The sequence below is a fragment of the Streptomyces sp. SJL17-4 genome (assembly GCF_036826855.1).
GTDB lineage: Bacteria > Actinomycetota > Actinomycetes > Streptomycetales > Streptomycetaceae > Streptomyces.
On the sequence record NZ_CP104578.1, the window covers coordinates 8,089,762 to 8,106,468 of the forward strand.

The window sequence follows — 16,707 nt, forward strand, 5'->3', positions numbered from 1 at the left end:
TGTCTCTTCAGGCCCCTGCGGGGCCGCGAAGCTCGGCGGCCCCGCCGCGTAGCCACGCTCGGTGTCCTCGGCCTGCTGGCCGTCGTGCCGGGCCCGGACATGGCGGTGATGACCCGACGCGCGCTCGCGCCCGGCCACGAGTGTGCGCCTTCTCGTGGCCGGACGTGGGCGGGCGTGGACGGAGCTCAGCGGTTGAACGTCAGCCGCGGTGCCGCGTTACGGGCCAGGGAGTGGACCTGGTCCGGCCACCAGGTGCCGGCCGGCGGGTCGACGATGCCGTACTCGGGGTCGATCGTGCCGCCGGTGTTGCGGGTGCAGCTGCCGTCGGACTCGCCGGGGATCTTGATCCACAGGTAGGCGTCGACGAGCGGTGCGCCGGTGTCGGCGGTGGGGCGCGGGCCGAGGCCGCGGCCGGGCGCGTTGCACCAGATTTCCGGGTCGCCGCTGTACTTGCCGGGCTCCGGGGTCCAGGCGCCCAGTCCGTTGCGGCTGGTGTCGATGACGAAGTGGTGCAGCGCGTCGTTGGGCGGGGTGCCCGCGTTCTGGTCGAACCAGGCGTCGGTCCAGCGCCAGGTGGCGGGGTCGGCGGAGTCGACGGCGTTGCCGGGGGTGCCGTCGTTGGGCGCGGCGGGCGAGTAGTACTGCGTGGCGCACCAGTCGGTGTGGCCGCGGGCCCAGTCGGGTCCTTCGGTGGCGAGCCACATGCATTTCGCTATCCAGGTGCCGTACCTGGTGTTGTGGTCGGTGGGGTGGGTGTTGGAGACGTTGAGGGAGAAGCCGTCGCTGTACCGGACGCCGGCGTCGAGGAGTCGCTGGGCCATGTCGCCGACGGGCCGCCACAGGACGTTGCCCGCGTCCAGGTAGACCGCCGTGCGGGGCTTGGACTTGAGCGTTCTGACGGCGTATTCGAGGTCGGCGATGCGGGTCGCCGTGAGCTCGCCGGTCGGGTCCACGGCGGGCCCGCAGTCCCGGGGGAGGAGGGCCAGGCCGTCGGGTTCGACGACGACCACCGCCTTGCGGTCGCCGATGCCGGCGGCGAAGGCGTCGATCCACTTCCGGTACGCGGCGGAGGACGCGGCGCCGCCGCTGGAGTACTGCGAGCAGTCGCGGCCCGGCACGTTGTAGGCGACCAGGAGGGGGGTCCTGCCGACCACTCGGGCCTTGCGGACGAGCCCGTCGACCTTCGCGCGCACCTCGTCGGGGGTGCCCTCGGTGAACCACTCGGCCTGTGGGTGGCTCGCGAGCTTGGCCATGTTCGCGGCGTTCGCGAAGTCGCCGTTCCTGACGTCGGCGAGAGCCTGCTTGGCCGCCTTGCTGAGCGGGTCGACGTAGAACTTCGTGGCCGGGGTGAGCGTGCCGTCCTGCGAGGGTGCGGCCTGTGCCTGAGCCTGCGCCTGTCCCTGCGTCGCGGTCAGGGCGGCGCAGGCGGCGACCGCCGCGAGTGCGGCGGTCACCCGACGCCGTAGGTTGCGTGGCTTCATGAATGCTCCTGGTCGATGGATGGGTGTGAGTTCCTGCGGCCCGGTCGCGGGGCACGGAGACGCCGGGCCGCAGGAGTCGGAAATCAGTCGCGCCGTAGGTCGGTAGCCGTGGATCAGGAGCGCCGCGGATCAGGGGCGCCGTGGATCAGGGAGCGCCGCGGATCAGGGGCGCCGTGGACCAGGAGCGCTGTGGATCAGTAGCCGTAGACCATCTTGTAGGCGGCCTCGGGGAGGAACTGTCCGGCCGAGGATCCCGCTCCGACGCCGCAGTTGCCGTCGGACTCGCCCGGGGCCTTGATCCACAGGAGCATCTCGGCGCCGCCGCCCAGCTGGGTGGGGGTGCCGATGCGGCGGCCCGCCGCGTTGCACCACTCGCCATTGGAGCCGTTCCCGTTCCGGCTGGTGTCGACGACGAACGGCTTGGTGTAGCCGTAGCGGGCGCCCAGTTCGCCGTTGACGGCGTTGCCGTAGGCGGTGTTCTGGGCGGTGGTGTAGTAGTTCGAGACGTTGAGGGAGAAGCCGCGGGCCTGCCGGAGGCCGCCGGCGTGGAGGCGCTGAGCCATGTCCGCCGGGCTCACCCAGCCGGGGTTGCCGGCGTCGAGGTAGAGCCAGGCGTTGGGTGCCTGGCGGTTGAACTCGGAGACGGCGCCGCTGATCATGGTCTGTCGTTCGCGGATCTGGGTCTGGTTCAGGCAGCCGGAGTCCGCGAGTGCGTCCGGTTCCAGGATGACGACGGCCGGGCGGTTGGCGATCCCGCCGGCGAACTGCGCGATCCAGCTCGCGTACGCGGACGGCGAGGAGGCGCCGCCTCCGGAGTGCCCGCCGCAGGAGTCGCGGAGGGGGATGTTGTAGGCGACGAGAATGGGCAGCTTGCCCGCGTGGTCGGCCGCCCCCACGTACGCACCCGTCGCGGTGCCGATGGTGCCGCTCCACGCGCCGAACCAGCGGGCCTGGGGGGTGTTGGCGAGGGACCCGTTGATCGCGGGCGTCCGGCCGTCGCCAGGGTTGGCGGCGACCCACTGCTTGGCGGTGGAGTTCGGGTCCACGTAGAAGCCGCTGGTCATGGTGGTCGGGTCGGCCGCGTGGGCGGACGGGGCGGCGGCGAGTGCCAGCGGCAGCGCGAGGAAGGCTGCGGCGAGGGCGCGGATTCGGCGGCGCATGACGGTACCTCGGTTTCCTGACGGCGGACGCGCCGCCCCCTCACGTCCTGAGGGGGCGGCGCACGGAGGAAGTGCGGTGGTACGGCGTGCCCTTGGACCTGCGGAGTCCGTGGAAGCGCTCCCACTGGAAGCGATCCCAGTCGGCTCTCCGGCTGCCTTGGGGTGTGGCCGGTATCGTGTGACGCACTGGCCAGCCTGTCAAGTACCGCTCCTTAACCAGCACTTCACACAATGGCCGGAAAGCCTTACAGTCCTGAAATTGGAAGCGCTTCCAGTTTCCCCGTGCACAGCTCGTGACAGGAAGGCAGAACATGGCGGAAGGTGTGCCGCGTCGGCAGTCGACCCTCGACGAAGTGGCCGAACTGGCCGGTGTCTCAAGGTCGGTGGCCTCCCGTGTACTCAACAACGCGCCACACGTCAGCCGCGCCAAACGCGAGGCGGTCGAACGGGCCGTCCACCGGCTCGGCTACGTGCCGAACCCGACCGCCCGCGCGCTGGCGACCCGTCAGACGGGCGCGGCCGCCCTGGTCGTCTCGGGGGAGGACCCGTCGATCTTCGCGGATCCGTTCTTCGCTCAGGTGATCGTGGGGGCCTCGGCGGCCCTGGAGGACGCCGATCTCCACCTGATGCTGTGCCTGGCCGCCTCCGACCGGGGCCGTAAGCGCGTGGAACAGCTTCTTCGGTCCAAGGGGGCCGACGGGGTGATGCTGATGGCGCTGCGCGAGGACGATCCGCTGGCCCGCATGGCCCAGGAGGCGGACATGCCCGTCGTGTTCGGCGGGCGGCCGGTCGGTTTAGACCCCCGGTGGTACGTGGACGTCGACAACGTCGGCGGAGCGCGCGCGGCGACCGAGCACCTGCTCGCGGCCGGCCGGACCCGGGTGGCCACCATCTGCGGGCGGCTCGACACCGAGGTCGGACGCGCCCGGCATCGCGGTCACCGGGACGCCCTGCTGGCGGCGGGCCTCGATCCGTACCCGCCGGAAGCCGGTGACTTCACGGAGGCCAGTGGAGCCGTCGCCATGGCCGCCCTGCTGGCGCGGCATCCGGACCTGGACGGGGTGTTCGCCGCCAGCGACAACATGGGGGTCGGCGCGCTGCGCGCGCTGCGTGAAGCCGGCCGGACGGTCCCCGGTGACGTCGCCGTGGTCGGGTTCGACGACCTCGACGTGGCCCGGATCGCCGATCCGCCGCTGACCACGGTGAACCAACCGATAGAGGGTCTCGGCCGGGAGATGGCGCGCATGCTGGTCGCGCTCATCGACGGTCAGGACCCCACTCCGCTGATCCTGCCCACACGCCTGGTCGTCCGCGCCAGCGCGTGACAGGACGGCACGCCCTCGGGGACACCCGTGGGCAGTGCCCGGCCGCCCCCGCCCGTCGAGCTTGACAGGCGGTCGAAGGGGCGGCACGGTTCCGGATGCCACCTTTTGGGAGCGCTCCCAGTTCGGGATGCCCCGGGTGTTTCGCCCCCGGCCTCCGAAGGCCCCACCCCCGCGCCGATCCGCCCACGAGGCGAGGCTCTGCCCGGCGCACCCCTCACGCCTCACCCCTCACCCATCACGCCCTACGTCTCACCCCTCACCTCTCACGCCCTACGTCTCACCCCTCACCTCTCACGCCCCACGCCTCACCCCTCACCCCCTGACGCATCGAGGAGATGCCATGCCCCGTCCGTCCCTGCCGCGCCTCCGCACTCGCTCCGCCGTACTGGCCTCCGCGGCGCTCGCCTCGGCGCTCGTCCTCACCGGCTGCTCGTCCTCCGGCGACGGCGGCTCCCCCTCCGACGGGAAGACCACCCTGACCGTCGGCACCTTCGGGACCTTCGGGTACAAGGAGGCCGGCCTGTACGACGCGTACATGAAGCAGAACCCCGGGATCACCATCAAGGAGAACCCGACGACCGTCGAGGGCAACTATTGGACCGCCCTGCAGACCCGGCTCTCCGGCGGCGGCCTCGACGACGTCCAGGCCCTTGAGGTCGGCCGTATATCCCTGGCCACCTCCGAGGACCTGGCCGACGCCTTCGTCGACCTTTCCGACGCCCCCGGCGTCGACAAGAAGTCCTACCTCCCCTGGAAGTGGGACCAGGCCACCACCGCCGACGGGAGGACGATCGGCCTCGGCACCGACGTCGGCCCGATGGCCATCTGCTACCGCCAGGACTTGTTCAAGGCCGCGGGCCTGCCCTCCGACCCGGAGTCGGTCGGCAAGCTGTGGGCCGGTGACTGGGCGAAGTTCGTCGAGGCGGCCCAGCGGTACCAGGCCAAGGCGCCCAAGGGCACCTTCTTCATGGACAGCGCCAGTGGGCTGTTCAACGCCGTCGTCTCCAGCAGCACCGTCCAGTACTACAAGGACGGCAAGCTGGCCTACAAGGACTCGCCGAGCGTCGAGAACGCCTGGGACCTGGCCGCCAAGGCCGTACAGGGCAGGACGAGCCAGGGCCTGAAGATGTTCGACACCCCCTGGCAGACCGCGTTCTCCAAGTCCACCTTCGCCACCACCGTCTGTCCCTCCTGGCAGCAGGCCAACATCCAGCAGTTCTCCGGCCCCGCCAACAAGGGCAAGTGGAACATCGCCCAGCCCCCGGCCGCCGGCAACTGGGGCGGGTCCTTCCTGGCCGTGCCGTCCTCCGGCAAGAACGTCGACGAGGCCAAGAAGCTCGTCGCCTGGCTCACCGCGCCCGAGCAGCAGGCGAAGGTCTTCCAGAAGGTCGGCAACATCCCCGCCAACCAGGCCGCCTACGACCTGCCCGGCGTCGTCGACTACAAGAACGCCTACATCGGCCCGGACGCCGCCACCGGCCTGATCTTCTCCACCGCGGCCAAGGCCATCAAGCCCGCCGAGACCGGCCCGCGAGCGGGCGACCTGACCGGGGCCTTCGGCACCGGCGTCCTGCTCATGGAACAGAACGGCAAGAGCCCGGCAGAGGCGTGGAACGCCACCGTGCGCCAGATCGACAGCACCATCCAGTAACGCTCCCCGCCCCGCCTCTCCCCGGCCGCCGCCGCGGGAGAGGAGGCGGCCGGTCACCGGGGAGCCGGCCGCCCCTCTCCCCGCCGACACGACCGGCCGTGACCACCGAAGGAACCGCCCGTGGCCTCCACGACCGCACCCAGCCGCAACGGCCCCACAGGCCGACAGGACACCCAGCCACCCCCGGCCCGCCCTTCCGGGGCCTCCGCCTGGCGCAGTCGCCTGCACCGCTGGGACACCAAGGGCACGCCGTACGCCCTCGTCGCACCCTTCTTCCTCGTCTTCGCCGCCTTCGGGCTCTTCCCGCTGCTGTACACGGGATGGCTCTCCTTCCACCGGGTGAGCCTGTACAACGTCGACCGTGCCGAATGGGTCGGCCTGCGCAACTACACCGACCTCTTCACCGGCCAGGTCGCCCACTACTTCTGGAACGCGCTCCTCAACACCGTCACCCTCGGAGCCCTGGCCACCATCCCGCAGCTGCTCATGGCGCTGGGCCTCGCCCACCTGCTCAACTACCGGCTGCGCGCCCGTGGGTTCCTGCGCACGGCGCTCCTCGCCCCGTACGCCACCTCCGTCGCCGCCGCCACCCTCGTCTTCGCCCTGATCTTCAGCCCCGAGGGCGGCATGGCCAACTGGCTCCTCGGCCTGTTCGGCGCCGGCCCCGTGCAGTGGGAGGCCGGCCGCTGGACCTCGCAGTTCGCGATCTCCGTGATCGTCACCTGGCGCTGGACCGGCTACAACGCCCTGATCTACCTCGCCGCCATGCAGGCCGTGCCGCGCGAGCTGTACGAGGCCGCCGCACTGGACGGCGCCAGCCGCTGGCAGCAGTTCCTGCACGTCACGGTCCCCGCCCTGCGCCCCACGATCCTCTTCACGGTGATCGTCTCGACCATCGGAGCCACCCAACTCTTCGGCGAGCCCTACCTGTTCGGCGGTCAGAGCGGTCACCAGGGCGGCGCCGACCACCAGTACGAGACCCTCGGCATCCTCATGTACGACCAGGGCTTCCATTCGAGCATGCTCGGGCGCGCCAGCGCGGTCGCCTGGATCATGTTCGCCCTGCTGCTGCTCATCGGGCTCGTCAACGCGCTGATCACCCGCCGCCTGCGCGCCTCCCAGTGACGTGGAGTACCACATGACCACCACCACACCCGTATCCGGCCGATCCCACCGGGCCGTGCCACGCCCGTCCGCCCGCGCCGGCAAGGCCGGCGGCCAGCACCGGGCCGGGCCGATCGCCCACGTCGTCCTCGGACTCGCGGCGCTGGCCTCGCTGTTCCCGCTGTACTGGACGCTGGTCGCGGCGTCCACCGACAGCCACGCGGTCGTCTCCAGTCCACCGCCGATGCTCCCCGGCGGCAACCTGTTCAAGAACCTCGCCTACGTGTGGGACAACGCCGGCGGCCGGGGCATGGGCGTCGCCCTGCTCAACTCCACGCTCGTCGCGGCGGCCGTCACCGTCAGCACGGTGACCTTCTCCGTCCTCGCGGGTTTCGCCTTCGCCAAACTCCGCTTCCGCGGAAAGAAGGTCATGCTCGGCCTGGTCCTGTCCACCCTCGCCGTACCCGCGCAGCTCAGCGTCGTACCCCTGTTCATCCTCACCAAGAACCTGGGGCTGGGCAATCACCTCGGGGCGCTGATCCTGCCCGTGCTGGTCACCGCCTTCGGCGTCTTCTTCATGCGCCAGTTCCTCTCGCAGGCGGTGCCCACCGAACTCCTGGAAGCCGCCCGTGTCGACGGCGCCAACTCCCTGCGCGTCATCTGGCACGTCGTCTTCCCCGTCGCCCGCCCGGCGATGGCGGTCCTGGGCATGCTGACCTTCGTCCAGTCCTGGAACGACTTCCTGTGGCCGATCATCGTCATGAACGGCTCCACCAACCCCACCGTCCAGGTCGCCCTCGCCGGACTGGGAACCGGCTGGTCCACCGACTGGTCCGTGATCACCGCCGGAGCGCTCATGGGCACCCTGCCCCTCCTCCTGGTCTTCGCCCTCTTCGGCCGTCACATCGTCGGCGGCATCACCCAGGGCGCGGTCAAGGGCTGACCTCCTCCTCTCCCCAGCACCTCACACCCTCTGTCGAACGAATCGAACGAAGGGGCAACTCGCCATGCCCGCAACACCCGACAACGCCCGTATCCCCGCTGCCGTCGACCGACTGCACTTCCCGCCCGGCTTCCTGTGGGGCGCGGCCACCGCCGCCTACCAGATCGAGGGCGCCGTCTCCGAGGACGGCCGCACCCCCTCCATCTGGGACACCTTCTCCCGTACCCCCGGCAAGGTCGCGGCCGGCGACACCGGAGACATCGCCTGCGACCACTACCACCGGTACCGGTCCGACGTCGCTCTGATGTCCGAGCTCGGCCTCCAGGCCTACCGCTTCTCCCTGTCCTGGCCCCGCGTCCAGGCCGACGGCCAGGGCACCGCCAACCCCGCCGGCCTCGACTTCTACCGTCGGCTCGTCGACGAACTCCTCGACGCCGGCATCCAGCCCGTCGCCACCCTGTACCACTGGGACCTCCCCCAGGCCCTGGAGGACAAGGGAGGGTGGGCCGAGCGCGAGACCGCCGAACGCTTCGGCGAGTACGCGACCCTGGCCGCCGAGGCACTCGGCGACCGGGTCGCCCTGTGGACCACCCTCAACGAACCCTGGTGCTCGGCCTTCCTCGGCTACGGCTCCGGCGTCCACGCCCCCGGCCACGCCGACCCCGCCCGCGCGCTCCGCGCCGCCCACCACCTGAACCTCGCCCACGGGCGCGCCACCGCGGCGTTGCGTGCGGCACTGCCCGCCGACGCCCAGGTCGCCGTCACCCTCAACCTCCATCAGGTCCGCGCGCTGACCTGCGACCCCGCCGATCTCGACGCGGCCCGCCGCATCGACGCCGTCGGCAACCGGATCTTCACGGGGCCGATGCTCTCCGGCGGCTACCCGGCCGACCTGATCGCCGACACCGCCCACCTCGTCGACTGGGACACCCTCGTCAGGCCCGGGGACGAGGCCGCCATCGGCGCACCCATCGACCTCCTGGGGATCAACTACTACACGCCCACCGTCGTCGCCGCCCCCACTCCCGGAGCCGCCGCGGCCAACCACGCCCACGGCGAGAGCGACCACTCCCCGTGGCCCGGCTCCGAGGACGTCAACTTCCACCTCCCGCCCGGCGACACCACCGAGATGGGCTGGGCCATCGACCCCACCGGCCTGTACGACCTCCTCATGGCCACCTCCCGCGCCCATCCCGGGCTCCCGCTGGCGATCACCGAGAACGGTGGCGCCTTCCCCGACGTCCCCGCCGCGGACGGCCGGATCCATGACCGGGACCGGATCGACTACCTCCACGGACACCTCGCCGCCGTCCACCGGGCCATCGCCGACGGAGCCGACGTGCGCGGGTACTTCCTCTGGTCCCTGCTGGACAACTTCGAGTGGGCGTACGGATACGAGAAGCGCTTCGGCGCCGTCCACGTCGACTACGCCACCCAGCTGCGCACCCCGAAGGCGAGCGCCGGCTGGTACGCCAGGACCATCGGCGCGAACGCGATCTCGGCGCGCTGAGCTCCGCGAACGGAGCCGCCGGCCTCGTCGGCATCGTCGGGCCGGCCGGGCCCTCTAAGGGCGGAGCAGCACCCTCCCGACCCGGGGATCGCCGCCGCCCGTGAGCTCCAACGCCCGCTCGAACTCGTCGATGCCCAGTTCGTGCGTGAGGAGTTCGAGCGGTGTCAGCCGGCCCGCGGAGAAGGCGCTCACGGCGTAGGACCAGGCCCGGGAGGAGGCTCCGAAGGCGGTTCCGATCGAGAGCTGCCGTGCGACGACGTGGGCGGGATCGAGTCGTTCCGCCCCGTCGACCGGGATACCCGTGAGAACCAGGCGTCCGCCCGGCCGCAGCAGAGATGTCGCGGCGCGCGCGGTCGACGTCGCGCCCGCGGCGTCGATCACGACGTCGAAGTCGGCGAGACCGGAGGCGTGGTCCCACGTCCGGTACGCGGTGGCTCCGAAGCGGCGGGACAGCTCGGCCCGGTCAGGGCTCGTGCCGACCAGCGTCAGATCGCTCGGGGAGAAGGCGCCGAGGAGCTGCGCGGCGAGCAGACCGAGGGCACCGGACCCGATGACGGCCACCCGCGACCCGGGCAGAGGGCACGCCTTGAGGACGGCGGCGGCCGCGCGGGCGGCGGGTTCGAGGAACGCGGCGGCGGTGAGGTCGGCGTCCGGCGAAAGCGTGTGCAGCAGGCGAGCGGGGAGTACGAGGGTGGGGGCCATGGCACCGGGAAGGGTGAACCCCGTCTCCTCGTAGCCGGCGGTGCACAGGTTGGTCTCGCCGTCGCGGCAGGGCCCACAGGCCTCACAGTTCCGCAGCCCTTCGCCCACGACCTTGCGGCCGATCAGCGAAGCGGACGCGCCCTCGCCCACGGCGATGACGGTGCCGGACCACTCGTGGCCCGGGGTGACCGGATAGCGGACGTACGGAGCCGGGCGGCGGCCCAGGTAGACGTCGCGGTCCCTCCCGCAGATCCCGACGGCATGGACGCGTACCCGGGCTTCCCCGGGCCCTGGCTGCCGGGGCGTGTGCTCGACGAGGCGGAACGTCCTGGGAGCGTCGAGGACGACGGCAGGCCTCCGAGGGCTCACACCCCTCGCGTGGGTGCTGAACCGAGTGGAACCCATGGGACGACCCCCGATGTTCGGTATATCGGACGTTGTTCGAAATTGTGTCGCGACGATACGAAGCCGCCGTGGACGTGTCAACGGTCGTCGCTCCACGGGGATTTCGACGGCCCGTGGCGATCCTTGGGATGGCCCCGTGGGTGTTAACGCTCACAACTTTTGGGTCGATCTCCCATGTCAAGGTCGCCGCATCGGGCCCTCGGGTGGCGCACGGGCGCCTCAATTCAGCGGATGGTCGGCCCATCAAGAACAGGTAACGGCCGTACAGGCTCTTGAGTTACGACTCTGTTAGCGCTCACAATGTGTCGCATTCGCCAGCGCCGTTCGTCGAGGCCGACGCTTCGCTCTGCCTCCGCCCGGCTCAACCACCCCTGCACAGCCACGCCTTCACCGGGCCCATCTCCTTCTGGGCTCCGCCTGGTCCGACGCACGTCCCGAGAGGAACCACGACATGGCCCACCGAGCCCTCCGCGTCATCGCCGCCGCCGCCCTGGCCGGCAGTGTGCTGACCGCCTGCACCACCGAGCCCGCGACCACCGGCAGCACCGGCGGTACCGGCAAGGGCCCCTCCGACGGCAAGCTGGTGCTCGGGTTCGCCCAGGTGGGAGCCGAGAGCGGCTGGCGTACCGCCAACACCAAGTCCGTACGCGAGGCGGCCGAGAAGGCCGGCATCACGCTGAAGTTCTCCGACGCGCAGCAGAAGCAGGAGAACCAGATCAAGGCGATCCGCACCTTCATCCAGCAGAAGGTGGACGTCATCGCCTTCTCGCCGGTGGTGGAGTCCGGCTGGGACACCGTCCTGAAGGAGGCGAAGAACGCCGGCATCCCGGTGATCCTCACCGACCGCGCGGTCGACTCGCAGGACACCTCCCTCTACCGGACGTTCCTCGGCTCCGACTTCGTCAAGGAGGGACAGGAGGCCGGCAAGTGGCTGGTCAAGGAGTACGAGGGCACCTCCGCGCCGGTCAACCTCGTCGAGCTCCAGGGCACCACCGGTTCCGCACCCGCCAACGACCGCAAGGCGGGCTTCGCCGATGCCATCAAGGGCGACCCCAAGTTCAAGGTCGTCGCCTCCCAGACCGGGGACTTCACCCGGGCCAAGGGCAAGGAGGTCATGCAGGCGTTCCTCAAGTCCCACGAGGACATCGACGTCCTGTACGCCCACAACGACGACATGGCCCTCGGCGCCATCCAGGCCATCGAGGAGGCCGGCAAGAAGCCGGGCACCGACATCAAGGTGATCTCCGTCGACGGCATCAAGGACGCCTTCGTCGCCATGCAGGAGAAGAAGATCAACGTGGTGGTCGAGTGCAACCCGCTCCTCGGCGACCAGCTCATGGAACTCGCCAAGAAGGTCGCGGCCGGGGAAGACGTCCCGCGACGGGTCGAGGTCAAGGAGGGCGTCTTCACTCAGGATCAGGCCGCGGCCGCCCTGCCCGGCCGCCAGTACTGACCCACCGCCCGCACCAGACCGGGGGCGGCCCTCGCGCCGCCCCCGTTCCCTCAGGAGAGGAGGGCGGATGGCAGCCCCACCCACCCCACCCACCCCGCGCACACCCACCCGCACCGACCGGCCGGTCCTGGAGGCCCACGGCATCCGCAAGGCCTTCCCCGGCGTCCTCGCACTCGACGGCGTGGACCTGCGCCTCTTCCCGGGCGAGGTCCATGCGCTGATGGGCGAGAACGGCGCCGGCAAGTCGACCCTCATCAAGGTCCTCACCGGCGTTCACCCGCCCGACGCGGGAACGGTCTCCGTCGACGGAACCCCCCAGCGGTTCGCCGAGCCCCTGGGAGCCCAGCACGCCGGAATCAGCACGGTGTACCAGGAGGTGAACCTGTGCCCCAACCTCTCCGTCGCCGAGAACATCCTCATCGGCCGTGAACCCCGGCGCCTGGGCCTCGTCCACTGGTCGGCCCTCCACCGGCGTGCGGCACAGCTCATCACCGAGCTGGAACTCGACCTCGACGTCCGCCGGCCGCTCAGCGCGCACTCCCTCGCCGTCCAGCAACTCGTCGCCATCGTCCGCGCCGTGGACATCCAGGCGAAGGTGCTCGTCCTCGACGAGCCCACCTCCAGTCTCGACCGGGACGAAGTCGCCCAGCTGTTCACACTGGTCCGCCGACTTCGTGACCGGGGCGTCGCGATCCTGTTCGTCACTCACTTCCTCGACCAGGTCTTCGACCTGTGCGACCGGGTGACCGTCCTGCGCAACGGCCACCTCGAAGGCGAGTACCGGATCGACGAGCTGACACCCGTCACCCTCGTACACCACATGGTCGGCAGCGAACCGCGCACCCTGGACGAACCGGCCGAGACGTCCCACACCGGCACCGACACCGTCGACGTCCCCGACTCCGCGGACGCCCCCTTCCTGAGCGCCCGCGGACTCGGCCGGGCCGGTTCCATCCAGCCGTACGACCTGGACATCCACCGCGGCGAGGTCATCGGCCTGGCCGGACTCCTCGGATCCGGACGTACCGAGGCGGCCCGGCTGCTCTTCGGCGCCGACCACGCCGACGCGGGCGAGCTGCGGATCGACGGCGAGCGCGCCGCCCTGCGCTCCCCGCGCGCCGCGATCGCCCACAAGATCGCCTTCTGCTCGGAGAACCGCAAGGCGGAGGGCCTGATCGGCGAACTCACGGTCCGCGAGAACATCGTGCTGGCCCTGCAAGCCGCACGCGGCTGGACCAAACCCCTCTCCCGCACCCGTCAGGACGAGATCGCCGCTCGGTGGATCGAGGTCCTCGACATCCGTCCGGCCGACCCCGAGGCCCAGGTCCGCAATCTCAGCGGAGGCAACCAACAGAAGGTGCTGCTCGCCCGATGGCTGCTCACCGACCCCGAGCTGCTGATCCTGGACGAACCCACCCGGGGCATCGACATCGGCGCCAGGACGGAGATCGGGAAGCTCGTCACCCGCCTGGCCTCGGAGGGCACCGCGGTCCTCTTCATCTCCGCCGAACTGGAGGAAGTGCTGCGGCTCAGCCACCGGGTCGGCGTGCTGCGCGACCACCGGCTCGTCGCCACCCTCCCCAACGACACGACCCTGACGCCCGACCGGATCCTGGGCGCCATCGCCACCGGAGCCACCTCATGACACCACCTGACGACACCGGCGCCGGGGGGCGTCCGGCCCGGATGCCCGGCGCCCGGCGGCTCACCGAGCACCGCCTGTTCTGGCCCGCCGCCGCGCTGGCCACCCTGCTGCTGGGGAACGTCGCACTCACCCACGACTTCTTCGCCGTACGCGTCCAGAACGGGCACCTGTACGGCAGCCTGATCGACATCCTCCAGTTCGGCGCCCCCCTGGTCCTGGTGTCGCTCGGCATGACGCTGGTCATCGCGACCCGGGGCATCGACCTGTCTGTCGGCTCGACGGTCGCCATCGCCGGCGCCCTCGCGTGCGAACACATCGCCACCGCGGAGGACCCCGGGAGCCTGCCCACCGTCCTGTCGGCGATCGCGACGGCGCTCGGTGTGGCCGCCGCCATCGGACTCCTGAACGGCTTCCTCGTCGCCCGGCTCGGCGTCCAGCCCATCGTCGCCACGCTGGTCCTCATGGTCGCGGGGCGGGGCGTGGCCCAGCTGATCACCGACGGCCAGATCATCAGCGTGTCCAGTGGCGCCTACAAGATGATCGGCGGCGGCTACTGGCTCACGCTTCCCTTCGCCGTCCTGCTCGCCGGGGTCCTCGTCGCGGTGACCTCCCTCGTCACCCGGCGGACCGCGCTCGGCATGCTCATCGAATCGGTGGGCGGCAATCCGGTCGCGAGCCGCCTCGTCGGCATCCGGGCGGCCGGGCTCCTGGTCATGGTGTACGTGGTGAGCTCCGTGTGCGCCGCGGTGGCCGGCCTGATGATCAGCTCCAACGTGTCCAGTGCCGACGGCAACAACGCGGGCCTGTGGATCGAGCTGGACGCGATCCTCGCTGTGGTCATCGGCGGCACCGCCCTCACGGGCGGCCGCTTCTCGCTCGGCGGGACGGTCCTGGGCGCGCTCATCATCCAGACCCTCTCGACCACGATCTACACACTCGGCGTACCGCCGGAGACCACCCTCGTCTTCAAGGCCCTGGTCGTCATCGTCGTGTGTCTCGCCCAGTCGCCCGCGTTCCGCGCACGACTCTCACACCGTCGCCGACCGGCCGGCCCCGACCCGGCCCCCGCGGCCGGCGACGCGGGAGCCCGCCGGCAGGAGGTCCACCCGTGAGTACCCCCCTCAGTTCCCTCACCGGACCGCTCCAGCGGTTCTCGGTACGGCATGCCACCCGCCTGCCGCTCATGGTGACGGCCACACTGCTGATCGCGATGTTCTCGATCGGCTCGCTGCAGTACGAAGGCTTCTTCTCCGCGCAGGTCCTGCTCAACGTCCTGATCGACAACGGCTTCCTGCTCGTCGTGGCGATCGGCATGACGTTCGTCATCCTCACCGGTGGCATCGACCTGTCCGTTGGCTCCATGGTGGCTTTGTCGACCATGCTGACGGCCTGGCTCGTCGAACAGAACGGCGTGCCGCTCGCCCTGGCGGTGCCGCTGGTCCTGCTGGTGGGAGCGGGAGGCGGCGCCCTCATGGGCTGGGTCATCCACGCCTTCGAGATCCAGCCCTTCATCGTCACCCTCGCGGGCATGTTCCTCGCCCGCGGCCTCTGCTACATGATCAGCACGGAGTCCATCTCGATCACCGACCCGACGACCACGACGATCGCCCAGACGCGGGTGCTCCTGCCCGGGGGACTGTTCGTCTCACCCGCCGTGGTCATCGCCCTGGTCGTTCTGGCGCTCGCCTTCGGCGTCCTGCACCACACCCGCTTCGGCCGCACCGTCTACGCCCTGGGCGGCAACGAGTCCTCGGCCCGTCTCATGGGCCTGCCCGTGGGACGCACCAAGGTCGCGGTGTACGCCGTGAGCGGTCTGTGCTCCGCCCTCGGCGGCCTGCTGCTGACCTTCTACATGCTGTCCGGCTACGCCCTGCACGCCGTCGGCATGGAACTCGACGCCATCGCCGCCGCCGTCATCGGGGGGACCCTGCTGACCGGGGGCTCCGGCTTCGTCCTGGGCACCGCGCTGGGTGTGACGGTCCTCGGTCTGATCCAGACCGTCATCAGTTTCCAGGGCACGCTGAGCTCGTGGTGGACGCGCATCGTCATCGGCGGGCTGCTGTTCGTCTTCATCCTCCTCCAGCGGCTCTTCGGCGGACCCCGAGCGGACCACTGAGCGCCAGTCACCCACCACTGATCACCCACCACCACCACGACTACGGTCGGGAGCGGGGGCCCTCAGCCCCTTTTCCCGGCCGTGCCGCACTCCGGACAAGGAACTCCCATGACCGTGACTTCGACGTCCCGTCCCCCTTTCAGCGGCGGCCCGCCGGTCTGCGTTCCCGGTGCGGACTCCGGACAGCGATGGATCTTCGGCTTCCCCGGCGGACTCACGGCGGAGGTGCACACCCGCGGCGCCCGTCTCCACGGACTGTGGGTGCCGGACCGGCACGGCACCCCGGCCGACGTCGTCCTCGCTCCGCGCGACCCGGCCCGGACGGCCGATACCGCCCGGTACTTCGGTTCCACCGTCGGCCGCTACGCCAACCGCATCGCACACGGCCGGTTCTCCCTGGAAGGCGCGCCGTACCAGCTGACCACACAGGAGAACGGCCACTGCCTGCACGGCGGAGCCGACGGCTTCGACACGCGGCTCTGGGAAGCCGAAAGGGTCCACACCCCGGAGCGGACAGGGGTGCTCCTGCACCTTCACAGCCCCGACGGCGACCAGGGATTCCCGGGAAACCTCGACGTCACCGTCAGCTTCCTCATCGGCCGCGACGGCGAACTCTCCTTCTCGTACGCCGCCGTCACCGACGCGGCGACCCCGGTCAACCTGACCAACCACGCCTACTTCAACCTCGAAGGCGAGGGCGCCGGCGACATCCTCGACCACGAACTGACCGTCGACGCCGACCACTACACGCCGGTCGACGAGGAGCTCATCCCCTCCGGGGACCACCGCCCCGTGCACGGCACCGCGTTCGACCTCCGCCGGCCGCTCAGGCTCGCCGAGGCCCAGGCCCGCCTCGGCGCGGGCGGCGGGTACGACCACAACTTCGTCCTGAGCCCGCACGACGGCGGGACACTGCGCCGGGCCGCCGTCCTCCACGCCCCGGCCACCGGCCGCCGCATGGAGGTGCTGACCACGGAGCCGGGACTCCAGGTCTACACCGCGGGCCAGTTCGACGGATCGGTCCTCGGCAAGAGCGGTACGCCCTACCGGTCGGGCGCCGGCGTCGCGCTGGAGACCCAGCACTTCCCCGACTCCCCGAACCGCCCCGGTGACCCGTCCACCGTGCTGCGACCCGGCGGCGAGTACAGGTCGAGGACCGTCCTGCGGTTCGGTACGCATCTCTGACCCCGTACGAACATGCCGATACGGCCG

The 16,707-nt window shown here is 70.8% G+C and carries 13 protein-coding genes; 10 read left to right on the forward strand and 3 right to left on the reverse strand.

Translation table 11 applies throughout. The annotated features are described in order from the left end of the window. Positions 1–185 precede the first annotated feature (185 nt). Positions 186–1,481, reverse strand: coding sequence for a glycoside hydrolase family 6 protein (locus N5875_RS36305; protein WP_338498588.1), 1,296 nt, complete (start codon positions 1,479–1,481; stop codon positions 186–188). Positions 1,482–1,675: 194 nt separating this feature from the next. Beyond that, a complete protein-coding gene (locus tag N5875_RS36310; RefSeq protein WP_338498590.1) occupies positions 1,676–2,641 on the reverse strand; it encodes a glycoside hydrolase family 6 protein in 966 nt (321 codons plus the stop codon). A gap of 311 nt (positions 2,642–2,952) precedes the next feature. Here N5875_RS36310 and N5875_RS36315 point away from each other — a divergent pair, with 311 nt between their 5' ends. The 5 genes from N5875_RS36315 to N5875_RS36335 all read left to right on the forward strand — a co-directional run bounded on the left by N5875_RS36315 (position 2,953) and on the right by N5875_RS36335 (position 9,174). Beyond that, positions 2,953–3,966, forward strand: coding sequence for a LacI family DNA-binding transcriptional regulator (locus N5875_RS36315; RefSeq protein ID WP_338498593.1), 1,014 nt, complete (start codon positions 2,953–2,955; stop codon positions 3,964–3,966). 340 nt (positions 3,967–4,306) lie between these two features. Then, positions 4,307–5,617 (forward strand): extracellular solute-binding protein, encoded by a 1,311-nt coding sequence (locus tag N5875_RS36320; protein WP_318211692.1) that lies wholly within the window; start codon positions 4,307–4,309, stop codon positions 5,615–5,617. A 222-nt stretch (positions 5,618–5,839) separates the two neighbouring features. Continuing rightward, positions 5,840–6,742 (forward strand): sugar ABC transporter permease, encoded by a 903-nt coding sequence (locus tag N5875_RS36325; protein ID WP_318211856.1) that lies wholly within the window; start codon positions 5,840–5,842, stop codon positions 6,740–6,742. Between the two features lie 13 nt (positions 6,743–6,755). Next, positions 6,756–7,664: a carbohydrate ABC transporter permease gene (locus N5875_RS36330; protein WP_338498596.1), complete on the forward strand. Its 909-nt coding sequence runs from the start codon at positions 6,756–6,758 to the stop codon at positions 7,662–7,664. 64 nt (positions 7,665–7,728) lie between these two features. Continuing rightward, positions 7,729–9,174, forward strand: a complete 1,446-nt coding sequence (locus N5875_RS36335; protein ID WP_338498599.1) for a GH1 family beta-glucosidase — start codon at positions 7,729–7,731, stop codon at positions 9,172–9,174. Between the two features lie 54 nt (positions 9,175–9,228). Here the strand turns inward: N5875_RS36335 and N5875_RS36340 are convergent, their stop codons facing one another. After that, entirely contained in the window at positions 9,229–10,245 is a 1,017-nt protein-coding gene (locus tag N5875_RS36340) for an alcohol dehydrogenase catalytic domain-containing protein (RefSeq protein ID WP_318211695.1), read from the reverse strand. 487 nt (positions 10,246–10,732) lie between these two features. On the opposite strand from N5875_RS36340, the gene N5875_RS36345 reads away from it, so the two are divergent. From N5875_RS36345 to N5875_RS36365, 5 genes are all read left to right on the forward strand, one after another. Next, entirely contained in the window at positions 10,733–11,734 is a 1,002-nt protein-coding gene (locus N5875_RS36345; RefSeq protein WP_338498600.1) for an ABC transporter substrate-binding protein, read from the forward strand. Between the two features lie 67 nt (positions 11,735–11,801). Then, entirely contained in the window at positions 11,802–13,379 is a 1,578-nt protein-coding gene (locus N5875_RS36350) for a sugar ABC transporter ATP-binding protein (RefSeq protein WP_338498602.1), read from the forward strand. After that, positions 13,376–14,491, forward strand: a complete 1,116-nt coding sequence (locus N5875_RS36355) for an ABC transporter permease (protein ID WP_318211698.1) — start codon at positions 13,376–13,378, stop codon at positions 14,489–14,491. Before N5875_RS36350 ends, N5875_RS36355 begins: the two co-directional genes overlap by 4 nt. Further along, positions 14,488–15,495, forward strand: a complete 1,008-nt coding sequence (gene yjfF, locus N5875_RS36360; protein ID WP_318211699.1) for a galactofuranose ABC transporter, permease protein YjfF — start codon at positions 14,488–14,490, stop codon at positions 15,493–15,495. Before N5875_RS36355 ends, yjfF begins: the two co-directional genes overlap by 4 nt. Before the next feature lie 108 nt (positions 15,496–15,603). Continuing rightward, positions 15,604–16,680, forward strand: a complete 1,077-nt coding sequence (locus N5875_RS36365) for an aldose epimerase family protein (protein WP_318211700.1) — start codon at positions 15,604–15,606, stop codon at positions 16,678–16,680. The last annotated feature ends 27 nt before the right edge of the window (positions 16,681–16,707 follow it).

Bases quoted from the DNA above. Each gene is read 5' to 3' on its own strand.
- N5875_RS36335 (WP_338498599.1), top strand. From the start codon at position 7,729: ATGCCCGCAACACCCGACAACGCCCGTATCCCCGCTGCCGTCGACCGA.
- N5875_RS36365 (WP_318211700.1), top strand. From the start codon at position 15,604: ATGACCGTGACTTCGACGTCCCGTCCCCCTTTCAGCGGCGGCCCGCCG.
- N5875_RS36350 (WP_338498602.1), top strand. From the start codon at position 11,802: ATGGCAGCCCCACCCACCCCACCCACCCCGCGCACACCCACCCGCACC.
- N5875_RS36310 (WP_338498590.1), bottom strand. From the start codon at position 2,641: ATGCGCCGCCGAATCCGCGCCCTCGCCGCAGCCTTCCTCGCGCTGCCG.
- N5875_RS36315 (WP_338498593.1), top strand. From the start codon at position 2,953: ATGGCGGAAGGTGTGCCGCGTCGGCAGTCGACCCTCGACGAAGTGGCC.
- N5875_RS36320 (WP_318211692.1), top strand. From the start codon at position 4,307: ATGCCCCGTCCGTCCCTGCCGCGCCTCCGCACTCGCTCCGCCGTACTG.
- N5875_RS36345 (WP_338498600.1), top strand. From the start codon at position 10,733: ATGGCCCACCGAGCCCTCCGCGTCATCGCCGCCGCCGCCCTGGCCGGC.
- N5875_RS36355 (WP_318211698.1), top strand. From the start codon at position 13,376: ATGACACCACCTGACGACACCGGCGCCGGGGGGCGTCCGGCCCGGATG.
- N5875_RS36305 (WP_338498588.1), bottom strand. From the start codon at position 1,481: ATGAAGCCACGCAACCTACGGCGTCGGGTGACCGCCGCACTCGCGGCG.
- N5875_RS36330 (WP_338498596.1), top strand. From the start codon at position 6,756: ATGACCACCACCACACCCGTATCCGGCCGATCCCACCGGGCCGTGCCA.